This window comes from Algoriphagus jejuensis (assembly GCF_039523455.1).
In the GTDB taxonomy this organism is placed as follows: Bacteria; Bacteroidota; Bacteroidia; order Cytophagales; family Cyclobacteriaceae; genus Algoriphagus; species Algoriphagus jejuensis.
This window is the reverse complement of the sequence record NZ_BAAAFI010000002.1, coordinates 253437-275449: the sequence shown is the minus strand read 5'-3', so window position 1 is coordinate 275449 and position 22013 is coordinate 253437. Positions and strand designations below refer to the sequence as shown.

Annotated in this window: 14 protein-coding genes; 2 read left to right on the top strand and 12 right to left on the bottom strand. The window is 48.2% G+C overall.

What is annotated here, in order from left to right; translation table 11 throughout:
• Window positions 1-18 precede the first annotated feature (18 nt).
• Together ABD031_RS02165 and glgP are read left to right on the top strand one after the other, a co-directional pair.
• The gene (locus tag ABD031_RS02165; RefSeq protein ID WP_343848152.1) at window positions 19-1026 is read left to right on the top strand and encodes a c-type cytochrome; all 1008 of its coding nucleotides are present in this window, start codon (window positions 19-21) and stop codon (window positions 1024-1026) included.
• A 249-nt stretch (window positions 1027-1275) separates the two neighbouring features.
• On the top strand, window positions 1276-2931 hold the full coding sequence (glgP, locus tag ABD031_RS02160; protein WP_343848151.1) for an alpha-glucan family phosphorylase: 1656 nt from the start codon (window positions 1276-1278) through the stop codon (window positions 2929-2931).
• Between the two features lie 105 nt (window positions 2932-3036).
• Here glgP and ABD031_RS02155 read toward each other — a convergent pair whose 3' ends face one another.
• From ABD031_RS02155 to ABD031_RS02100, 12 genes are all read right to left on the bottom strand, one after another.
• Window positions 3037-4110: a sensor histidine kinase gene (locus ABD031_RS02155; protein ID WP_343848150.1), complete on the bottom strand. Its 1074-nt coding sequence runs from the start codon at window positions 4108-4110 to the stop codon at window positions 3037-3039.
• 164 nt (window positions 4111-4274) lie between these two features.
• Window positions 4275-5939: a PQQ-dependent sugar dehydrogenase gene (locus tag ABD031_RS02150; protein WP_343848149.1), complete on the bottom strand. Its 1665-nt coding sequence runs from the start codon at window positions 5937-5939 to the stop codon at window positions 4275-4277.
• A 580-nt stretch (window positions 5940-6519) separates the two neighbouring features.
• Entirely contained in the window at window positions 6520-7272 is a 753-nt protein-coding gene (locus tag ABD031_RS02145) for an SDR family NAD(P)-dependent oxidoreductase (protein WP_343848148.1), read from the bottom strand.
• A gap of 18 nt (window positions 7273-7290) precedes the next feature.
• The gene (locus tag ABD031_RS02140; protein WP_343848147.1) at window positions 7291-8577 is read right to left on the bottom strand and encodes an MFS transporter; all 1287 of its coding nucleotides are present in this window, start codon (window positions 8575-8577) and stop codon (window positions 7291-7293) included.
• 2 nt (window positions 8578-8579) lie between these two features.
• The gene (locus tag ABD031_RS02135) at window positions 8580-8933 is read right to left on the bottom strand and encodes a cupin domain-containing protein (RefSeq protein WP_343848146.1); all 354 of its coding nucleotides are present in this window, start codon (window positions 8931-8933) and stop codon (window positions 8580-8582) included.
• An 18-nt stretch (window positions 8934-8951) separates the two neighbouring features.
• Window positions 8952-11063 (bottom strand): alginate lyase family protein, encoded by a 2112-nt coding sequence (locus ABD031_RS02130; protein WP_343848145.1) that lies wholly within the window; start codon window positions 11061-11063, stop codon window positions 8952-8954.
• Window positions 11060-13276: a polysaccharide lyase 6 family protein gene (locus ABD031_RS02125; RefSeq protein ID WP_343848144.1), complete on the bottom strand. Its 2217-nt coding sequence runs from the start codon at window positions 13274-13276 to the stop codon at window positions 11060-11062. Before ABD031_RS02125 ends, ABD031_RS02130 begins: the two co-directional genes overlap by 4 nt.
• Complete coding sequence (locus ABD031_RS02120) at window positions 13266-15536, bottom strand: heparinase II/III family protein (RefSeq protein ID WP_343848143.1); 2271 nt, start codon at window positions 15534-15536, stop codon at window positions 13266-13268. Before ABD031_RS02120 ends, ABD031_RS02125 begins: the two co-directional genes overlap by 11 nt.
• A 160-nt stretch (window positions 15537-15696) precedes the next feature.
• Window positions 15697-17145 (bottom strand): RagB/SusD family nutrient uptake outer membrane protein, encoded by a 1449-nt coding sequence (locus ABD031_RS02115; RefSeq protein WP_343848142.1) that lies wholly within the window; start codon window positions 17143-17145, stop codon window positions 15697-15699.
• An 11-nt stretch (window positions 17146-17156) separates the two neighbouring features.
• Window positions 17157-20309, bottom strand: a complete 3153-nt coding sequence (locus ABD031_RS02110) for a SusC/RagA family TonB-linked outer membrane protein (RefSeq protein ID WP_343848141.1) — start codon at window positions 20307-20309, stop codon at window positions 17157-17159.
• Window positions 20310-20516: 207 nt separating this feature from the next.
• Window positions 20517-21212: a FadR/GntR family transcriptional regulator gene (locus ABD031_RS02105; RefSeq protein WP_343848140.1), complete on the bottom strand. Its 696-nt coding sequence runs from the start codon at window positions 21210-21212 to the stop codon at window positions 20517-20519.
• Window positions 21213-21350: 138 nt separating this feature from the next.
• Window positions 21351-22013, bottom strand: a complete 663-nt coding sequence (locus tag ABD031_RS02100) for a beta/alpha barrel domain-containing protein (RefSeq protein WP_343848139.1) — start codon at window positions 22011-22013, stop codon at window positions 21351-21353.

Genomic DNA, 22013 nt, shown 5'->3' with positions numbered 1-22013 from the left:
ATCTAAACTCAGATAACCATGATCAAAAAATTGCTTTTAGGTCTACTGTCTTTAATTATAGTCCTTGGTTTGGGATTCTACATTTACGTCCAAGTCAACTGGGACAAGCAATACGACATCGCACTTCCCGAGCTGAAGTCCAGTACCGATTCTACGCTCATCGCACGGGGACAATACCTGGTGCATGGACCGGCGCACTGTTCCAATTGCCACGTGGGCAGCTTGGAGGAGATGATCGCTTCGGATGCTGGCAAGCCAATTCCGCTCAGGGGTGGCGTTCCATTCCCGATGGGGCCGCTGGGTCTCCTCTATACGCCTAACCTGACTCCTGACCCAACCACCGGAATTGGCAGGTATTCCGACGGGCAGATTTTTCGAATGATGCGCCATGCCGTGCGGCCGAATGGGATCGCATCGATATCGCTGTTGATGCCTTTTTGGAATATGGCGGACGACGACATGGTAGCAGTAGTGTCTTATCTACGCAGCATGGAGCCTATCGAAAACAACGTTCCCGCCGCAGAATGGTCGTTTATTGGCAAAGCAGTTCGGGTATTTGTCCCTTCTTTTCATCCCATCCTAAACCCCACTCCGCCTACTACGGCTCCACCCATGGCTGCGACTATAGAGCGGGGAGAGTACTTGGCTCGATCCGTGGCCAATTGCGTGGGTTGCCATACCCAGCGAGATCCGATGACTTTCGAAGCTACTGACACGGAATACGCCGGTGGGATGGAGTTTGAGCCTGACCCGGCGTTGAACATAGCCGCTGGAGAGGATCCAGATACTTGGACGAGGACTCCAAACATTACGCCCCACCCGCTAAGCGCTTTATCCAAATTTAAGACCCTCGACGAATGGAAAGCCAGATTCCGACTCGGTCGGCAAATTAAAATCTCGCCCATGCATTGGGGGCCTTTCTCCAGAATGTCGGACGAGGACTTGGAAGCCTTATACTTATACCTCCACAGTCTTGATCCGGTGGAAAAGGATGTCGGCCCGCTGATGTTCAAAAAAAGTGAATGACGAATCCCTATTAAGTATAAAGGAGAACCCGGAACCAGGTTTTCCTTTTATACTTATAGCCGACAACCCGACGCTTAGCAAGAGTATGTTATTATTTTTTTACTGTGAATTCGAAAAATGATTCTATCTCCTTTTTTTGGCCACTGTCATTTTTTACCTTATCGAAGAGAATCATTTTACTACAAACTAGCCGTCTTAATGAAAAAAACCACTGGTTTTTAGACAATCACTATCCTTAATCCTTATAACATGACCGACTTTAAAAGCTACAAAGTTCCGTATGAACTTGACCCTGAGTATTCCAAATCTGTGGCTTATTTCTCGATGGAGTTTGCTATCCATCAGCCTTTGAAAATCTACAGCGGGGGACTTGGCTTCCTATCCGGCTCCCATTTGCGAAGCGCCTATGAGCTCAAGCAAAACTTGATCGGCATCGGTATTCTTTGGAAATATGGGTATTACGATCAGGGAAGAAACCAAGACCAAACCCTCAAGGCTGAATGGTATGAAAAAACATACAGCTTTCTGGAGGACACCGGAATCAAATTTCAGGTGCCCGTACACAATCAGCCGGTCTGGGTCAAAGCTTGGTACCTACCGCCAACTACCTTCAACAGCGCTCCGCTATTTCTCCTAAGTACCGACGTACCGGAAAATGACTACCTCAGCCAGACGATCACCCACCGTCTCTATGACGCGGATACAGCCGCCAAGATTGCCCAAACGATGATCTTGGGAATAGGTGGCGCAATGCTGATCGATCACCTGAATTTCAACCCGGAAGTCTACCATCTCAATGAAGCCCATGCGCTGAGCGGTGCTTTCTACCTATTGAAAAAATTTGGCAGCAAGGAAGAGCTCAAAAAACGGCTGGTATTCACCACCCACACGCCGGAAGAAGCTGGCAATGAAAAACATGACTACTACCTGCTCAACAAGATGAGCTTCTTCTATGGCCATTCCATCGAGGAAGTGCAACAATTGACGGGCATGACCGGAAGTGTGTTTAACCACAGTTTGGCCGCGCTTCGTTTTGCCCGTGACGCCAACGGCGTAAGTAAGCTACATGGCGAGGTGAGTCGCAGGATGTGGGGAAGCTATCCCGACATTCCGGAAATTCAGTCCATCACTAACGCCCAAAACTGGAAATACTGGGCTGATAAGCCGCTTTATCACTTCATGGAAGAAGGAGACAATGTGGGCTTTGATGACCGGAAGATGTTTCTTAAAAAGCGTGCGTTCGAGCTCGTCGCAGATCAGACTGGAAAAATATTTGACCCCAGTATCCTTACCATTGTCTGGGCTAGAAGATTTGCGGCCTATAAGCGCCCTGATCTTATCGCGCAGGATCTGGCGCGGTTTCAAGAATTGATGGAAAACAGCGAGCATCCCCTTCAAATCATCTGGGCAGGCAAACCCTACCCGATGGATTATGGCGCGATCAGCGTCTTCAACTCACTGATACATCTGAGCAAGCGCTTCGATAATGTCGCTGTCTGCGTAGACTACGAACTCTCTCTTAGCAAGCGGCTAAAGCAGGCTTCTGATGTCTGGCTCAATAACCCCCGAGTGCCGCGCGAAGCTTCCGGAACCAGCGGGATGAGTGCATCTATGAATGGATCGGTCAACTTCAGCACCGACGATGGTTGGATTTGTGAATTTGCGAAGCATGGAGAAAACTCTTTTGTCGTTCCTCAGGCAGACTATCACACGCTCAGCGTACAGGATCAGGATACCCAAGATCTAGATCACCTGTATGAGATTCTCAAGAATGAAATCCTTCCAACCTACTACGACAACAAGCGTAAGTGGAGAGACATCGTACAAACCGGAATGCATGACGTTCGCCATGAATTCGATAGTAACCGAATGGCTGATGAGTACTACAAGTTAATGTATCGGTAAGCGACCTAGTATTTGGTTCACATAGTGTACTGCCCCCAAAAGATGTTGAAGCATACTTGGGGGTATTTTTTTGGGTAAAAAGAAAAGGTTAGTCTACGGGGCGGTCTAGAACGTAATCGTGAATTTGGTGCCTACGTTAGGTTGGCTCTCCACGTCGATCTTTCCTCCCATGCTTGTCACGTGGTAGTTGACCAAGTACAGACCAAGGCCTTTGCTGTCTTGGTTATTGTGAAAGGTCTGGTTGATCCGAAACATTCTTGGACGAACTTTCTCTAAATCAAAACCTAATCCATTGTCTTCGATCATCAGTTGGGTGGATCTCTGGTTCTTTCTCGTAGAAATCCTAATCCTAGGTACGACACCCGGCTGGGCATACTTGATAGAGTTTGTAATCAAGTTGAGCAAAATGCTCTCCATATAGGCACGATTGCAATCCAACTCGTTTACTTGTTCGAAATCTAGTCGAATCTCCGCCTCTGCCCCGGTTATGAGTATTCTTATGGAATCCATAACCGCATCTACGCAGTCGCTTAGCTTGATTTTTTCACCGGTGGCTCTCGAACTGTGTCTTGCTTTAAGCATGTCCACGTAGTGGTTGAGCGTTTTGGAAAGCTTCTCCCCTGAGACCTTCAGGATATCCATCAGTTCTCGGGCTTCGGAATCAGGCATCATCGCCGGCGTGATGAGTTCAAAGACTGCCAACATGTTATTAACGGGGGCTCGGAGATCATGAGAGGTGGAGTAGGTCAGCTGCCTGAGTTCCTGATTGAGTTGACTCAGATGGCCGAGGAGCGCATTGCGATCCGCCTCGATATTTTTCTTGTGGGTGATGTTTTTAGCGATCGCAAATACCATCCCGTCGGATTCGAAAGGCATAGAAGTCCACGAAAGCCAAATCTCCTCCCCGCTTTTGGATAGGTATCTGTTTTCAAAATTGAGTAGCGGCTTGGACAGGTGCAGACGCTCCCTCACTTGATCCGTAATGTCTCTATCCTCCGGATGGATAAAATCATTGATCGGCCGACTATATAACTCATCTATCGTGTAGCCCAAAGTCTCCGAAACCGCAGGATTGATCCGCTTAAAAAACCCGTCATATCCCGCGATACAAAACAAATCCGGAGAAAGGTCAAAGAATAACTCGTAGTTAAAATCAGTGATCGGCATTTGATTTCGCATCGCACAATATACAAAGTTTGCCCAACAGCGTCCTATCATGAACGTTGACGTTCAGTTGATTTGATTAGCTCCTATCGGAAAAGCTTTGTAATGGTTCTGCCATGATTTTTCCTAAAATGATACTTTTTTTAAACTATTAAGCCTTGCGCTTCAAATCAGCCAAGCTACTTGATCAGATAGATTTTGCCCTCGTTTTTGCTCATGATGTACACGCGTTTTTCCGCATCTATCCCAAATTTAAGATCCACTCGACCGCCTACAAGTTCCTCTAATGTCATTTCTTTTCCTTCAAAAATTACCTTAACCGTCTGGACTTCCGGTTTTGGTTTTTGGTTGAGATCGGCGATAAAAAGTCTTCCCGATAGGATATCTCCAAATAAAAACCTGCCCTTCAGTTCTCCGTAGCTCATGATATAACCTGCAAAGATCGCAGCCAATTCATCGTGGTCGAGCTGGATCAGCGGATAGGTGATGCCCAAGTTTTCGTCTTCTCGCAGTGGATACAGCTTCCGAAGATTTCCATAAGGATTGATGATGAAAGTTCCCTCCCGGATTGGCCAACCGTAAAAACCGCCGGCCTTTACTAGGTTAAGCTCTTCGATGCTGTGCTGTCCGATATCAGTGGCATAAAAATTCCCTGCGTCATCCCAAAACAGTCGATTAGGATTGCGGAAGCCGTAGGCATACACTTCTCCTGCCTTTCCGGCTACACCGGCAAAGGGGTTGGAGGCTGGAATTCCGTAGTTGCCATTTCTGCTGTTTCTGCCCGCAGGGTCGATTCTCAGGATGCCGGTATAGATTTCTTTTGCCTCGTTGTCTGCTACGTCAGGAAATCCTCGCTCAGGAGAACCCCCGTCTCCATAGCCGATATACAGGAGGCCATAGTCTTCGCTACCTTTTTTGGAATGTGGGTTAAATGTCAACTCCTGCATCCCGTGGGCTTGTGTGGGATTGTTAACCCGCAAAAGCTCCCGTGAGGTACCCTCAAAGGTCAGTGCTGCGGGGTCATTGGCTTTCCATTCGGTAACGATCCATTGCATAAAAACCACCAGGCTGTCCGTATAGCCGATATCCGGCGTGCGAGTGCCGCCGGGTTCGGTGTGTGCGGTATAGAAAAGCCCATTGCTGACAAAATCCGGGTGAAAGGAGAAACTCCCCAGCCCGGTACCCCAGCCCGGCTTGCTCACCAAATCGGGTCGCTGCTCCATCAAATTCAAATAAAGCTGAGGCTTCTGGTCGATCAGCTGATAAATTCCCACCCGTTGATCGTTGATCATCAGGCGATCGGTACCGGGTATAGGCTCCATTTTGGTCATCTTCGCCATAGGAGGTAAGGAGTCAGAGGCAGGCAACTGTGCAAAAAGCTCCAGTTCCAATCGAATGCCGGAATCCGGAACACCTGCTTCGATCAAATTGATCACAGAGTCAGGATCTATCTCTGGCTGCACCAGTTCAAAGGTATGCAGGTAGCTGATTAAGGAATTGATTTTCTGCTCGCCGAGCACATGGAACGACGGCATGACAGCCTTGTATTTCTCCAGCAAAGCAAGCGCCCGGGGGTCTTTTGCATCCATCTTCGCCTGAGGATTGTTGATAAACTCGACGATCCAAGGCGTATCTACTGTGCGGGTCAATCCGCTGAGATTCGGCCCAATCCCATTGGAATTGAAGTTATGGCAATTGCTGCATTCTTGCTTGAAGATTGCCTTACCCTCCCGAATTTGATCTTGCGCAGTCGAGATGTCCTTCCCAAATTCCTTGTTTTCCGAGGGTGAGCAGGCGAAAAAAACACTGCAAAAAAGCAAAATGAGGCAATACTTCGAGGTCATATCAAACAGAGGTTAGGCCCAATTATTGAGTTTGGGTTTTGCCGTGAATATGCAAATACTTCTCGAAAATGCGAAGGAAGCGAAATAAATCGCTGTTTTTAGCGAATTGGAGGGGTTTAAAGATGAGAAAGGTTTGAACTACAAATCCAGCGATTAGATATGGTTGGCAACAAAAAAAGGCTGCCCAGACGGGATTATCTTCAAAATTTCGTGATGTTTTTTGGTAAACCGCTGATCAAAAACCCGCGGATGATATACCTGTAGGTGAGCTTGTTACCTTGCTGAGAAGAGGAAATAATGCCGTAGGTCTGCCTGTCCGATTCATCCGCCAGGAGTTTCAACCCCTAGACAAAAGGTTTACGAACGATTTCAGCACTGGCGAAGCAGTATTTTGTGGAACCGAGAGCTCAGTGCTCAATTTGTCTGGTCCCGATAGGACTCTTGAATCACGACTTCGCTCACCAACCACCGCTGCCAACTAATGAGCCGTCCCCATGGGACTCAAATAAATTCAACCCAAAAAAAGGCCGAAAAGCTCGCTGAGAGCTAATCGGCCTAGTATTTTCACCAATCGGTAATCTTAAGAGAATAGCAATCCTCCGTTGATGTCGATGTTGTTTCCGGTAAGGAAAGAGGACTCATCTGAAGCAAGATAAGCAACCAAATCCGCTACTTCCGCCGCTCTGCCTTCACGACGAAGAGGAGTACCCATGGCTACTTTTTCTCTCACTTCATCCTTGGTAAAGGTGTCGTGGAAAGTCGTGGCGATCATACCTGGGCAAAGAGAATTTACCCGGATATTCTTTGGTCCCAATTCTTTAGCCATAGATCTGGTGAAGGTGATTACGCCACCTTTGGCAGTCGAGTAAGCTGAAGCGCCTGGCCCGCCGCCGTCTCTACCTGCTTGCGAAGCAAAGTTGACGATCGAAGCGCCGCTCTTCATGTGGGGCACTACAGCCTTGGTCACTAGAAAGTTGGAAGTCAGGTTCAACTTCAGCAGAAAAGTGAAGAAGTCCACATCCATTTCTTCCAGGGTCTTGCGAGCTACCAATCCGCCTGCCACGTTCACCAAAATGTTGATTTCGTCGCCATAGGCTTTGGTCGCCTCGGAGACTAGGTTAGCTACTGCCGCCTCATCAGTCATGTCGCCCTGAACGACAATTCCTTCTCCACCGGCCGACAGTACCTCGGCGAGTGTAGCTTCCGCTTCTTCTTTATTATCGAAATAATTTATGACGACTTTAGCGCCAAGTGACGCTAGTTTTTTAGACACTTCCTTGCCGATGTCTCTTCCTCCACCGGTTACAATTGCTACTTTTCCTGTTAGATTCATAAGATTATAGATTTAAGATTATTGAGAAATTTTGTTTTGTATTGGACTGATTTTGCCTCCCAGCAATCCCAGGGAAAGCAAGGCCATAGGTACCAAAGCTGCGCCTAAGGCGAAAAATGGAACATAAGAATTTACCGTAATCACAGGCACGATCCAAGTCGTGACCAAGACTCCGACCACAGCCGCTGAGCCACTTACTCCGGCCAAAGACCCGACGGTCTTGCCCGAGAAATAGTCGCTCGGAAGAGTCTGGATATTGCCGATGGCAACTTGAAAACCAAAGAGAATCACTGCGATCAGTAGCACTGCCATCAGTGGAGTAGCTGCATAGGCGGTCATCACCAACGGTGGAAGCATGATCAAAGCGCCCATGTAGATGATTGACTTTCTGGCTTTGTTGACGGTCCAGCCTTTTCTCAACCAGTAGCCCACCAGCCAGCCGCCAAAGATGCTCCCAAAAGCCGCACCCACATAAGGCACCCAGGCAAACAAACCGATCTGCTTCACGTCAAAGCCAAACTCATCGGCCAGATAGATCGGAAGCCAAGAGACAAACAGCCACCAAACCGGATCGATGAAGAATCGCATCAAGATGACCGCCCAGGCTTGCTTGTGCTTGAGCAATTGTCCCAAACTTGGAGCATAGTCTTCCGCGACTTTAGCGTTCGCTTCCGGCTCGGGCTTTTGGCCTTTGAGGATGTAGGCGCGCTCTTCCTCTGTTATCCAAGGGTGCGTGTCAGGCGAAGATTTATAGACAATCAACCAGGGAATAATCCAGATCAAACCCAAGCCTGCGACCACCACAAACGTCGCTTGCCAACCGATGCTGACATAGAGCCAGGCGATGATTGGTGCAGAGATGACCGCGCCAAGCGATGCGCCCGAGTTGAAAATACCCTGAGCCAAGGCTCGCTCTTTCACCGGAAACCACTCGGCATTTGCTTTGGTCGCACCGGGCCAGTTGCCCGCTTCGCCAAAACCGAGGGTGAACCGGAAAACCCCGAAGGAAGTCACCGACTTGGCCACCGCATGCAGGGCAATCGATGCAGACCAGATCAGGATCGATAGGAGAAAACCCACCCGCGTGCCTACTTGATCGAAAATTTTTCCGAATGCTGTCTGCCCAACAGCGTAGGCCACCATGAAGAAGGATAGGATCAAGGCATAGTCTTCTTTGCCCATGCCCAAATCCTCGGCAATGCCCGGCCACATCACGGCGAGGGCATTTCGGTCGATGTAGTTAATGACCGTCGCCATCGCTACCAAGCACACCACCAGCCAACGTAATCCTTTGACTTTTTTCATAGTTACCCGTTTTTAGCTTCGAAAAAATCCTCTCGGATAGGACTGAAAACGTCGATCAGGACTCCAGCCTCCAAGCATTCCGCACCGTGGGGAGCGTGGGGAGGGATGTAAAATCCATCTCCGCCCTTCAGCACTTTCTTCACGCCGTTGACTTGGACTTCAAATGCCCCGGACTCCACGTAGGTGGACTGACTGTGAAAGTGGTCGTGGATTGGCCCGATGCTTCCTTTTTCAAAGGATACTTTGACGATCAGGATATGATCATCGTGGCCCATGATCTGACGCTTAACGCCTTCTCCGACGACCTCCCATTGGAGCTCCTCGCTCACTTGAAATACTTCACTTTGAAATTTCATGTCTCGCTGTTTTAGTTTTTAATTTGGGTTTTCCACCGGATAGGTTTTGATCCCTGCGTCCTTGGTGGTGATTTGAATGTATTTTTTACCGTCTTTCTCGATCAGCTCCAAGCTCTTGATCTGATTGTAGGCATTGAGTGTGAGTTCGTTTTTTGAATCAAAAGAACCATGCGTCTCCAGTGCTGAGAGGAAGTAGTGATTGCTCTTTCCCTTCGTTCTCAGGATCAGCGCCCGCTCATTTCGCAGGTTAAAATCCGGATCATTTGCCCCCAGTTCTGCCATGATGAGCTCGTCTGAGATGTCGGTCTTGGTACTCCAAGTATAGAATCGATCTTTGAGAAGCCAAGTGAACTGACTCAGCTTGGCGTCTGCTTTACCCTGAGCCAGATTCCAGAGATGCTCGTACCCGTTCTCTTTTCCCAAGGCAGAAAGCTGCGTCTTATTTCCCGGCAGGGGAACATTGAGGTGAATAATCTGCCCGTTGAAATGCAGGGGTAGATCGTACTGATGAGCCGACTCGGACTGAATCTCAAAAAGATCCAAGACCAGCGGATATTCGAAAGCTGCGTCAAGCACGTAAATCATGGTGCGCTTGAACGAAACACCTTCGTTGACTTCTTTAATCTCGGCGCTTGCAATCTGGAAATTAGGATCGGAGACGTCAAATCTCAACTCCTTCGGGAAGGAGGCTTCTGCCACAGATAGTTTTCCGTCGAAGTGCGACTTTTCATCCACGACCACGGTATTGTGAGCGATTGTCTGCTTCGCCCAAGTGTTGTTTTCCGCAAGGTAATGCCCTCCGAATTTGGCCTCGATATTCAGGAACCTCGCGGCACCGTAGTCTCGGATGATTTCCTCACCGTTGTCATAGTAGAGCCAGGTCAGTTTGTCAAAGTGTCCGTGACCCATGCCTTGAGCCGTGTATTTGTAGACCAAAGCCGAAGGATTTTTTGACGTGGTCGCTCTCATAATTGCGAGGCCACCTTGGTCTCCCTTTTCTCCGTCCCGGAATCTTTTAGAGGTGTATTCAAACGGCTTTGCAAGGCTTCCACCTATCGCTTTGGCCACTTCAAATCCCGCATCGATCGGAGCAAAGTTTGCTTGATACTGCGCAATAGACAGTAGGCGAGGATCTTTGGTGATCTCGTAGGCGATATCCACCCCGAAAACCATCTCCGAAGTTTGAAGGTTTTTCTCTTTCAGCGCATCGTTGATGGGAAAGAAAAAGCCGCCGTAAGTCAGGTCAATAGCTGCATAGATCGCTTTGATCAGAATGGCATCCCGATGGGAAAAGATCTTCAGCTCAGGGCTGTTGTAAGCGATGGCCTGCCCAAAAACAACAAACGGAAGCAAAGCATAACGCTGATAATAGGGCCCTTCGGAGTAATATCCATCCGGAGAGAATAACTCATCCAACTGTCGCAAAAAACCTCCGGTTCCGTCCAAGGTCGTTCCCTTCAGTGCCATCTGCACCCATTTGTCGTCCTCCAGACTATATCCAGCCATGCCCACGGCGGCTACTGCCCATGTGCCGTGATTGTGGATTTTGTTGAACGTCTCTTCGCCATCCACACTCAGGAAATCTACAAAAGGCTGGAACAATTCGGCCTTCAGAAAGGCGCGCTCCTCCGCACTCAGATAGGGCTTGATCGCATCAAATCCCTGCACACTATAAACCAGCCACACGGCTTCATTCAGACTTTGCCAAAAGAGCTTGCCTGGAGATTGCTCCTTCTTTTCTGGATGAAGAGGGAGTGTCTTGTAGATAGCGGCATAGGCATAGAGAAGCTCTTTTGCCCGAGCCGCATAGCGCTCCTCGCCGGTCAGCTTATACAGGATTCCGGCATAAAAGATAGAAAGCTGGTTGGCCTTATGCTGCTCATGAGTATAGCCTCCACCCGCATCCTTGGGTATGGGCACCTGAATTTCCTCGGTCAGTTCGGCGTCGATTTTCTGCTTGATTTCAGCAATCTCCCGGACAGCATCGGGGTTTTTGGCATCGAGATCCCGGTAAGCTGCGATCCCTTTCTCCGTCAGCAGCAGTTTACTCTCCGCGGACGGCGCTTTTTGCTGCGCAAAAACAAGGCTGGCAAAAAGGCAAAAAACCAAGGTTAGTGTTTGGGTTTTCATTTTTTAGCTTGGTATTTCGTGTGAATAATCGCCGAAGTGTCCTGCAGCTGATTTTGTGAAAAATGCACGTAGGGAGTCCCTACCAAATCCACCACCTTCACCGGCGCGGAGGAGTACAGCGTATTGTCCTCAAAGACCAACCATTGAGCCCCCGTCACGCTAAATGAGGCTCCTTCCTTATTCCGACTTCCTTTGCCGGCATCGCGCACCTGGTTTTTCTCAGCAATGAAATACGGACCAAAGGTGCTCTCGTCCGTACCTCCACGGTAGATATCGGCTACCATACCGCCGATCTCCTCGAAGCTGTTTTGCTCCAAAATCACGTATTCCGCATTGTATTTGCCAAGATCGTCGGTCTCTTTGTGAAGCAAAAGCACCGAACCTGTGAGCTTACTAAACTCCGAGTTGTCGATCTGGATCGTATCTGCAAAGCTGCCGGGAGAAGCCTCCAGAAAATTGAAGGAATGGTTTACCGTCAAATCACTGAAGCTGCTGTTCGCGACTTTGAGCTTGTAATTATGCAGGGTACCGGCACGGTTGACCTTGATGATGGCGTTTCCCGCTGCATCGGCGGCTTTGGAGCCATCGACCTGGATTCCGTCCAGACTTAGCGAACCCCCGTCGTAGATCTCAAACAGGTGCGTACCCACAAAGCTAATTTGACTTTTTTGAGCAGATCGAATACTCACGGGTACCTCGATATCCAAGACTTTGGTCTGTTCGTACTTTCCAGGCGCCAGTTGCAGGATGTCGCCCGCCTTAGCCAGCTTCAGGGCATCGGAAATCGTATTGAGTCCAGGGGTTACCGGCAGTGTTTTGCCAGTATCAAAGGTTATTTCCCTGTGGGTTTTAGGATACCAAGAAGCGCCGGTCTCTGTGATATCGAGCACCTTCAAGTCTCTTGGTGCTCCAGCCTTGATTGTTTTGTCAACCGGATAATAGAGGCCGTTTTCGGCTTTTTCGAGTTTGATTTCTTGCTGCGAGAACCCGGATGGGACAACCGTTGATTTGAAGTTTGACACATTGTCCTTGAAGGCAATCCCGTCGATCTTGTCGTAGGCTTGGAAGGCATCGACGCCTCCTTCGGAAGTGACCAGATTGTTTGCAAAAAGATTTCCTTCAGGGACAGCCGAACGCTCCGTATCACTGCCGACTGCCAATTCGATTTTCGAAATGTTGATCAGGGAATTGTTCAGGATCTGGGCATTTTTGACTTGGTGATACCGGTTGATCGTGGAGTTTGGTACGCCGTTCATGACGGTGATGCCCGCCCTAAACTCCTTACCTCTCAGATCCTGCATGTAATTGTCCCGGATGATATGGTCGGCATTGATTATGCGGATGCCTCCGGTTTCGGATTTTCCATTCCCCAAGAAAATATTCCGCTCCACGGTATTCCCGTTGCCATGTCTCAGCGTCAGCGAACCCTTGGACTCAAGGAAGACATTTCCTCGTATGATATTCCCGCCTGACTTGATGGAGATGATCTCGGTTTCTCCATTACACTTTTCAAAATAGTTATTTTCGATCAGAGTATTGGAGTCGGTGAGTGAATAGGTGCTGGTGCCTACGCGAAGGGTTTCGCCGCCATTAGATCCCAGCACGGGTCGGGGGCCAAAGTAATTGTGGTCTATTCGATGGTGATTGTCCTGGCTCGACTCTGAGTTGAGTCGCACCGCCATGGTCACTCCGGTGTTGCGCTTCCCCTCAATGTGATTGTGATCGAAGCGGTTGTTTTTCCCAAACATCATCACCCAACTGTCTTGAGAGTTGCGGTCGGGATTGTTGTAGTTGTCGATGACGCATTCGGTCACGCGACTGTTGAATGCCAGTGTCTTGCTATCAATGCTAAAAGAGATGACTTCTGAGGACGGCGTCCATCCGTTTCGAAAGACCAGGCCCTTCACGATGAGGTGGCTCCCACCGATGCGGAGGTTTGATTTTCCTTCCAAAAACACCTGGCCCGGAGTTTCCGCGATCAGAACGATGTGTTTCTCGGCCGTTCCTTCACCCTTGAAAACCAGCTCCGCATCTTGCCAAACGCCATTAGCCAGCATCAGCGTGTCGCCTGGCTGGAGTGTCTTGACAGCTTGATTGTATTCCGCCAGTGTAGTCACGAGGATCGGTTGCTTTCCCGCAAAAGCGCAGTTTTGAAAACACAACACCAAAGCCAGCAGGCATAAAATCAAGTGGGAGGATCGTTTACTTTGCATGGCTTTGATGGGTTTGGAGCGGTAAAAGGGTGATGGTTTGTGATTGACTTTTCAGCTCAAAAGAAGCGGGCTCGAAGGATTTGATTTCAAATCCGGCATCCGAAATGGAGACTAAGACATCGACAGGAGTAGTTACTTCCATCTGTTCGCTCTTCGATGCTAGCCGAGTCATTCCCAGCAGGAAATATTGCTTGTCCTTCTTGAAGATCTGTGCAGCAGAGATTTCCAAGTCTCCGCTTTGAAACGTTTTCGTAAATACTTCCCAATCGCCCAGATTCAATTTACCTTTCTTATCCATCAGTGCAGTACGATCCGAAGATGATTCGTAGGGTCTGAGGATGGTGACAAAGTCCACATTTTGTGCGGCAGGAGATTGGAAGGTCACGCGGTTTTTTCCCAAGTTGCCGGCAACCTTGGCCTCAGCTACTGAAGTTCCCACTTGGATGATGTCCAGCCCTCCGCCATTGGCCTGGCTCGAACGCGCGATTCCGGGGCAGTCCTCCAGCGAATAATTGCCCTGAAAATTCTGGTAGTAGATGTGGTTTTCTTTTGATTTAAAGTGGTCTCGGATAAGCCAAAAATCTCCGGAGAAGTAGTAAATGCTCCGCATGTAACTCACCTCCTGATTGGCATAGCCATCGTGACTGCCGACAAAAGCCTGCACGTCACCTTTTGGCTCCCAGAGCAAAACCTCCGCTTTAGGCAGCTTGGCAAATTTGCCAAATCCGCTTCCGCCTTGGTTGCCTGTCCACTCTTGCCCTTGAGCAATGGAATCGACGAGAGCAACATTTTTCACCCAAGAGTTTTTGAAAAACTGAAACTCCGGTACCGGATATCTCACCTGATAATTGGGGATCAACATCTCTCCGTTGGCAAAGAGCTGAAAGCCCAAGACATCGCCGTGTTGATGATCGGGCTTCTCCTTAGAAACTCCCGTGCTGATAAGCAGGTACTGATCCTCATCCTTCCAACCATCTCTGAAGACATAATATCCAGTCTCCACCAGCGCGGCTGATTTCATGGTTGGTCGCTTTTCTTTTCGAGTTTTCAGCTTCGCCAAATCTTCCCGACTCAGCAGCCAATAATATTCTTCCGAGGGTTTATCTCCCGCCAAAAAGGCAAATTCAGGATCTGGAAAAAGGACATAACCCAGCGCCATCACTTCATCGAGTTGGTTCTGTGTGGCCATCGGCTGATCGGTATCATCTTGGATGACCGGTGCGGCCTTGTTGGGAAGCGCGATCGTTTTCATCGCCTGAAACATACTTTTCAGCTTCGCCTCCCAAGATTCTGGAATCGCAGTTCCGGTGATGAGGGCGAGTTTGTAGACTCTGAAATAGTTGTCGATGTCTCCGACGTGGTAATGAAAAGAACGCTCAAACTGGAATCCATCGGGATTGATCTCCAGCTCCAGATGCTTCCCGAGATTGCTTATCGCAAAATCGAAGTAGGTTTTGGAAGCTTCAAACTCCGGATACATCATCGCGATGACCGCCAAAGCAACCATTCCTTTAGTCTGGTGATTGCCAAATTGAAAATCCTGATTGGTCTGGAAGATCACTTCAGCATGATGTATCAAGGTGCGGATCATCGTGACCTGATCCTGATCGCTGTAATCTGGGGAGCCTAAAAAGAGGTGGTGGGCCAATACCCAATTCTCGACGCGATTGCCTCCGCGGAAGCTTTCGTAGGCGCCGTTGCCGGCGGATATCAGTTCGACTGCATCGGCCTGGTAGGCTTGGTTGAGACTTCGGACATGCCCGGTAAAGTAGGGGAGTAGATCCGATCGATCCGAAAGGTAATAACTGAAGGCAAAATCGCCCGCTTTGTGCTGTCTGAACAGATGGCGTATCTCATAGGCCGTTACGTCATTGCCCTTTTCATTCTTGAAAGGCAACTTCCAAGGGGTGTTCGCTTGATAGAGCTCAGTATGAGAATTTGCGTCTTTGAGGTGGTTTTTAGCAGCATTGGGATAGAGTTGCTGATACTCCTGAAGTCTGTTGGCAACATTTGCCCAGTTGAAAAAGAATCTGTGTTGGGACTTTTCTTTGAAGTAAACCGCCAATTGGTGGATGGCTTCCGTCTTTTTTCCCTGAGAATACAGGGCTTTGATTTGAGCCGCATTTGGAATGCTGGCTGGAAGTGTTGAGAAAAAATCTGCCTCGTCCTCCAAGGGGATTTTCTTGGTCTCATCCTGAGCCTTTGCGCCGATCGCAAAAAACAGGAAGAGAACGAACAGAAATTTTGGGGAAATACGCATGGTACTGTTAAACAGGGTGCTCCAGGTCAATTTTAGTTGACAGGATAAAATACTGGAAAGAAAAACTCGCGATAAGAGACACAGGGAATGAACGGCCGATCTGGAAAACCCATTAAACCAGACCGACCAATTCAATCCACTCTATCTACTAGGTTTAAAATTATTGATTGAAAATATCTACCTCACGCTGAGGGATTGGAATCAGGATCTTGTCTTCCTGCACGGGATCGACTCCAAAAGTGTATTCTTCATAGAACACTTCCGTTTCAAACTGCTTGTCGAGGGTACTCTTGACCAAGCCGAATTGAATCAGGTCAAACCATCGCTGGTTTTCGAAAGCCAATTCCAACCGTCTCTCCAAAAGCAGCTTTTCAATAAACATTTCTTTGGTTGCGACATCATCCATGGTATAGGCATCCAAGCCTGCGCGTTGACGAACCTGATTGAGGTAAGTCAGAGCCATGTCGGTGTTGCCTTTTTCGTTCAATGCTTCTGCATAAAGCAACAACACATCAGCATATCGAATCACCGGGAAGTCATTTTCAGAATCCTGGCTGATGGATGGGTTTGAGTAAAACTTATAGATGTAGTTATCCGGCACGAATTTTCCGCCCGCGCCGATATATCCGGTACGAAGGGAAGTAGTCTGTCTCAAATCTTTCGGACCATATAATGCGACCAATTCATCCGTCGGCTTGTTGAAGTGATTCCCGTCACCGTTGATCACATAAGATCCACTGTTTTGCGGAGCAAAATAATTCGCCAAAGGTGATCCTAGACCCAGTCCGCCTGCTTTGAATCTGACCGCGAAAAGCGTCTCTTTGTTCACCTCATTGTTGATCGAAAATACCTGCTGAAATCCAGTCGTGCCAGTCAACAACTGTGCGCCACTGTTGGTGATGATATCTGCCAAGAGTGCTTCTGATTCCGCATATTTCTTCTGAGTACGATAGACTTTTGCCAATAGAGCCTTCGCCGCCCAAGAAGTCGCTCTACCGGTGCTAGTGACGGGGTAGACTCTCGGAAGTTGGTTGGATGCGATGGTCAGGTCGGAGATGATAAACTGATACAATTCCTCCGTAGATGCCGGCGTCATGCCCACTCCTTCTTTGGCACTGATTCGTCTGTCTACCAAAAACACCTCTTCAAAAAGCCTCACTAGATTGAAGTAATGATAGGCTCTGATGAAGGCCCCCTCGCCATGGAGCTGGTCTCGGAGTGCAGGAGTTTTGATTCCGTCCAGCTGATCCAGTACGGTATTGACCCGAGAGATATTGTGGTAGGTGTCAGACCAGTAAGTGTACACATTGGCTTGCTCAGCCGTGTAGGTCATCAGATCCAATTCCCGAAGGGGAATGTAGATGTTACTGGCAGTCTGAGAATTATGAAGGCGGGTATTGTCCGATCTCAGCTCAGTAAGTGCCCACTCATTCAAGATAGGAGCCTGCAGGCCAGAATAGGCCGCCACCATGGCGGTATTGAAGTCGGCATCGGTCTGATAGAACGAACCCTCACCAATCTCGGAGATTGGCTGGAGATCCAACTCACAGCTGGTCAAAAAACCCAGGGAAATCAGACCGGCGAATATATTTCTAGTTAATTTTTTCATGTTGATCGGGATTAAAAGCTAACGTCTATACCAAACACAAACGATCTAGGCACCGGGAAAGAGCCTCTTTGGTAGCCGGAGATCAGAGGCGACTCATAAGCTCCAGAGGTGGATCTGGCTTCCGGGTTGATACCGCGGTAGTCGTTAGACATGAAGTAGAGGGCATTTTGAGCCGATGCATAGAGTCTCACCCCTTTTGCTTTGATGCGCTCAGCCAGTGCCGTCGGCAGGTTGTAACCCAACACGATGTCTCTGACAGAAACGTACGAGCCGTCTTCGATCATGTAATCGGTAAACTGCCATCCCATACCGTTGGTGCTGTACGGAGTCATGCCATCGCCAGGAGATTCTGGAGACACCCATCTGTTTTCCACATATTTGCGGTTGGTACGCTTGGTCTCGTTGTAGTGACCGTCACCGTTGAAGATATCGATTCCTTGAACGCCTTGAAGCAAAATGCTCAGGTCAAAGTTGCCATAGGTGAAATTGTTGGTAATGCCCCAGCTGAAATCCGGGAAAGGATTGCCCAACACCACGCGGTCGTCGTCATCGATTTTACCGTCTCCGTTGGAATCCTGAAGTCTCAGCCCACCTGGTCTGTCCAAGCTATTGCTAGCATTAGCGTCGATTTCCTCTTGGGAGTTCCACACGCCGATCGTCTTGTAGCCGAAGTACTGGATGTATGGCTGACCGACCTGTGCCAGGTAGATCTCCTGTCTTTCACCGTAGGAAAGCAATCTGTCTTCTCCACTGAATTCGATCAGCTTATTTCTAACCGTGGAGAGGTTCAGGGAGGTAGTCCACTGAAACTTCGTCTTGTTGACGTTGTTGGAATGCAGCTCAAATTCAAATCCGTTGTTTTGGATCTTTCCGATGTTATTCCAGTATTCTGTGAATCCTGTGATTGCCAAAGTCGGCTGTCGCAATAGAAGTTGATCCGTTTGAGACTGATAGAATTCAGCAGATAGGTTGATTTTTCCTTCGAACAATCCGAGGTCAAAACCGATGTTGCCAGAGAAGGTACGTTCCCAAGCGATTGCTTTGTTGGCCAGGGTGGTACCGGACTGAGCCAAGCCTGGCGTCAAAGTCCCTGTGCCTACGCCTAGAGAATAGTTTTCAGAGTACAGACGATTTACATAGGCATAGTTTTCTATGTCATTGTTACCTGTGACGCCGTAGCTGCCTCGTACTTTCAGCAGGTCTATGATGCCAGTGCCTTTCATGAATTCCTCTTCAGACACTACCCAACCCCCGGAAACGGATGGAAACCAACCCCATTTGTTTTCAGGCCCGAAAAGCGAACTGCCGTCCGTTCTCGCACTGGCAGAAAAGAGGTATTTGTTCTTGTAGGCATAACTCGCTCTTGCCAGGTAGGAAAGCAGCAAAGTTTCATCTTTCAGCGTGTTGGTGTTTTCCAGATCAAGGACTGTCGCTCCGTTAAGTGTCGGTACATAGTCGGTTGGAAAGTTAGTTCCTACGATATTGGCGTAGCTGTTGGTTACTTTCTGTGCCGTGAAACCTCCAACTGCTGAAATTTCATGGTCTCCAAAAGCTTTGGAGTAGCTGATGATATTTTCTGAAAGCAAATCAATTCGCAGATTGTTTGCATAGGAGCCACGGTTGGGATCACCAGCCCGGTTGGTATCCGTATTGCGATATTCTTCCTGCACACGATTGGTGACATAGGCACCTTGGGAAAATTTCAGGAACAGGTTTTTGGCTAGATCGACCTGGAAATAAGTGGATGCCATCATTCTGTATTGGTTGTCAACTCTGCTGTCATTGTCGCTGATGAACTTGGGGTTGTTGTTGGAAGTACTCCAAGGACGCGCTGCGGTAGTGGATACTTCCGTGCCATCAGGCGTAGTGAATTCATACAATACATTGCTGAAGTGACGACCATGTGCCCACTCTCCTACAGGAATTCCTGTCAAAGCCGAAGTGTATTCGGTATGCTGCGCTGGCATGAATGACGGCGTCCGGAAGTAATCCGTGAAGTTGGATGCCGGAAGGACTCTTTTAGTGTAAGACGGGTTGAAGTTGAATCCAACTTTCAGCACCTTGCTCAACTTTGCGTCCATCTTAGCCCGAAGGTTAAACCGCTGGTAATCGTTGTTGATCAGCATACCTTTCTCATCATTGTAACCGGCAGAGATCAGGTAGGTCAGATCTTTTTTACCACCTGAGACACCCAGCTGATAGCTGCTCACAACGCCGGAGCGGAGTCCTTCTTCTTGCCAGTCAGTGTTATTGTCAACCGACCATGCCGCCTGCTCGTGAATAGTAGGTCCTGCTCCACCTCTCGTCTGCTCTTCCCAGAGCATTTCTGCATATTCTTGGGAATTAAGCATGTCATGCACTTTGTAAGGATTGTTGAATCCCGAAAACATCTTAAAACTGAAGGTTGGCTTGTCTGGAATCCCGCTTTTCGTAGTCACGATGATGACACCATTGGCTCCACGAGAACCGTAGATCGCTGCGGATGCTGCATCTTTCAGCACCTCAATGGATTCGATGTCGTTGGGGTTGATAAAGGAAAGTCCGTCAGGAGTAGGAAAGCCATCCACTACGACTAGGGGTTCGTTATTGGCTCCGATGGAACTGTTGCCTCTGATTCGGATGGATGGAGACACACCGGCTTCGGAAGTAACGTTCTGGATTTGAACACCAGCGATTTTTCCTTGCAAAGCCTGATCCGCACGAACCGTAGGTAGGTCTCCCAGATTGGTATTTTCAAACTTGGATACCGCTCCAGTCAAGTGAGACTTCTTTTGAGTACCATAGCCCACGACGATGACTTCGTCCAATTGAGTCAAGTCTTCAGTCATTCTTACCGAAATAATCTTCTGTGATCCGACTAGAATTTCCTGTGTAGTATAGCCGATGAAGGATAAAATCAGGACATCCGTAGGTTTTGCAGAAATTCTAAACCGTCCGTCAATGTCTGATACCGTGGCTGTTGTGGTGCCTTTGACCAGAATGTTTACACCTGGTAATTCAAGATCTTGGCCGTCAATGACCTGACCTTCTATAAGAGCTGCTGTTTCGTCTTGAAAGGCCGAAACTTGGGCGGCGCTGCTGAGCAACAAGCAGATGCAAAGCGAAACTATTTGGAAATAGCTCACCCGCCCACTCCAAATGTGATTTGGTAATGGTTGTTTCATTTTGGGAAATTGTGTTAGGATAGAAGATTATTTAAGAAAAATCAGGGGAGATAAATGGGCTGCCATGGCTCCAAAAAATTTTTGTAATTTTGAGAAGGCATTGGGGCTGCTACGCAATTGGGACCTCGACAATCTTTAATGAGTAGTATTTATTCCTGATGTTGAAATTTGGTGGATTCTATCCACCATTTTTTTTGCATAGGCAAATCACTTTTTATTGATTAGTTCCGATAGATGATTGATCATGGCTGCTTCTGCTTTCGCAGGATCCTGATTTTTGATATGTGTCAGGATCTCTTTATGCTCTTGGAGGGCACCGAAAGGCTTACCCCCTCCACATACATTGTGTTTGGTAAAATGCGTCAGTATATCTGGTGTCACAATCAACATGAGTGACTTCAGGACGTTGTTTTTGCTCGATTCAGCGATCTTGATGTGAAAAAGCAAATCCTCATCGATAGCCTGCTCACCTACTTTTACCTTTGCCTCATACAGGGACAAAGCTTCCTCAAGAGCCGCGATATCCTCGTCAGTTCGGCGGATTGCGGCTAATTTAGCTGTCTGTGCTTCAAGGATCAGACGTGTCTCAATTAGGGAATGAAATTCACTGCCTTCCATTTTGAGCACGTCGGTGATCAGGCCTTCGAGGGCGGTGATGCCCAAGCCTGCGATGACTGTGCCGCTTTGCGGGAGAGTTTTGACGATTCCGTAAAATTCCAATTTTTTGATGGCCTCTCGGACGTAACTTCGGCTGATGCCGAGTTTTTCGGAAAGCTTGCGCTCAGGGGGCAATTTGTCGCCGGCGTTCAACTCTCCGGAAATAATCAAATCTCGAATCTGTCCGATAATAATATCTACAGGGTTGTCGATTTTGATTTCTTTGAAGTTATTAAGGGTTTCCATGTTATTATTGGTTAACCAATTATTGGTTGACCAATTTTAGGTATAATAAAATTCACTGCCAAACTTTTTTTTATTGATTTTCAAAAAAAAAGGGTGGTTCCTCTAGAAACCGCCCTTTATTCTGCGTATAGTAAGTTTTTACTGCCTGATTTTTTTTATCGCCACAAGGGTTTCAGTTACAGCGATTTGCAGTTTTTCATATTCCTCTCCTTGAATCCATTCTTTTTTGAAAAGTTGAGACCCCATTCCCACACAGGTCACTCCGGCTTTAAACCACTTTTCCAAGTTTTCTTCAGTCGGCTCGACGCCACCCGTTGGCATATAGCGAAGCTCGGGAATCACGGATTTGGCTGCTGCGATGAATTCCGGCCCGAGTACATTGCCCGGGAATGCTTTGACCACGGTAGCGCCTTGTTTTCTAGCTTCATTGATTTCGGTGATCGTGCCGCAGCCAGGTATCCAAACCGCATCCTGCGCTTTGCACCTATCGGCAACCTCTGGAATCAAAGCCGGCGAAACGATAAAATCAGCCTTTGCCTGCAGATATGCATCAGCCTGCTCTGCGGTGAAGATGGTGCCGATTCCCAGAAATAAGCCTGGGAAAGAAGTCGCGTATTCCCGCAAACCAGTGAACACCTCGAGGGAATTTTCTATCCGGTTGGTAAATTCGAAGACTCTGACTCCGCCGGCATAGCAAGCAGCCATCACGGATTTGGCGATTTCCAGATTCGCATTATTGAAGACCGGAATCATTCCGGTATCGCTCATCGCGTTGATTAGTGATGATTTTAGATTTTTCAT

What these genes read in the sequence shown, in the direction of transcription:
- ABD031_RS02165 (WP_343848152.1), top strand. Translation starts at nt 19, where the DNA reads ATGATCAAAAAATTGCTTTTAGGTCTACTGTCTTTAATTATAGTCCTT.
- glgP (WP_343848151.1), top strand. Translation starts at nt 1,276, where the DNA reads ATGACCGACTTTAAAAGCTACAAAGTTCCGTATGAACTTGACCCTGAG.
- ABD031_RS02155 (WP_343848150.1), bottom strand. Translation starts at nt 4,110, where the DNA reads ATGCGAAATCAAATGCCGATCACTGATTTTAACTACGAGTTATTCTTT.
- ABD031_RS02150 (WP_343848149.1), bottom strand. Translation starts at nt 5,939, where the DNA reads ATGACCTCGAAGTATTGCCTCATTTTGCTTTTTTGCAGTGTTTTTTTC.
- ABD031_RS02145 (WP_343848148.1), bottom strand. Translation starts at nt 7,272, where the DNA reads ATGAATCTAACAGGAAAAGTAGCAATTGTAACCGGTGGAGGAAGAGAC.
- ABD031_RS02140 (WP_343848147.1), bottom strand. Translation starts at nt 8,577, where the DNA reads ATGAAAAAAGTCAAAGGATTACGTTGGCTGGTGGTGTGCTTGGTAGCG.
- ABD031_RS02135 (WP_343848146.1), bottom strand. Translation starts at nt 8,933, where the DNA reads ATGAAATTTCAAAGTGAAGTATTTCAAGTGAGCGAGGAGCTCCAATGG.
- ABD031_RS02130 (WP_343848145.1), bottom strand. Translation starts at nt 11,063, where the DNA reads ATGAAAACCCAAACACTAACCTTGGTTTTTTGCCTTTTTGCCAGCCTT.
- ABD031_RS02125 (WP_343848144.1), bottom strand. Translation starts at nt 13,276, where the DNA reads ATGCAAAGTAAACGATCCTCCCACTTGATTTTATGCCTGCTGGCTTTG.
- ABD031_RS02120 (WP_343848143.1), bottom strand. Translation starts at nt 15,536, where the DNA reads ATGCGTATTTCCCCAAAATTTCTGTTCGTTCTCTTCCTGTTTTTTGCG.
- ABD031_RS02115 (WP_343848142.1), bottom strand. Translation starts at nt 17,145, where the DNA reads ATGAAAAAATTAACTAGAAATATATTCGCCGGTCTGATTTCCCTGGGT.
- ABD031_RS02110 (WP_343848141.1), bottom strand. Translation starts at nt 20,309, where the DNA reads ATGAAACAACCATTACCAAATCACATTTGGAGTGGGCGGGTGAGCTAT.
- ABD031_RS02105 (WP_343848140.1), bottom strand. Translation starts at nt 21,212, where the DNA reads ATGGAAACCCTTAATAACTTCAAAGAAATCAAAATCGACAACCCTGTA.
- ABD031_RS02100 (WP_343848139.1), bottom strand. Translation starts at nt 22,013, where the DNA reads ATGAAAAATCTAAAATCATCACTAATCAACGCGATGAGCGATACCGGA.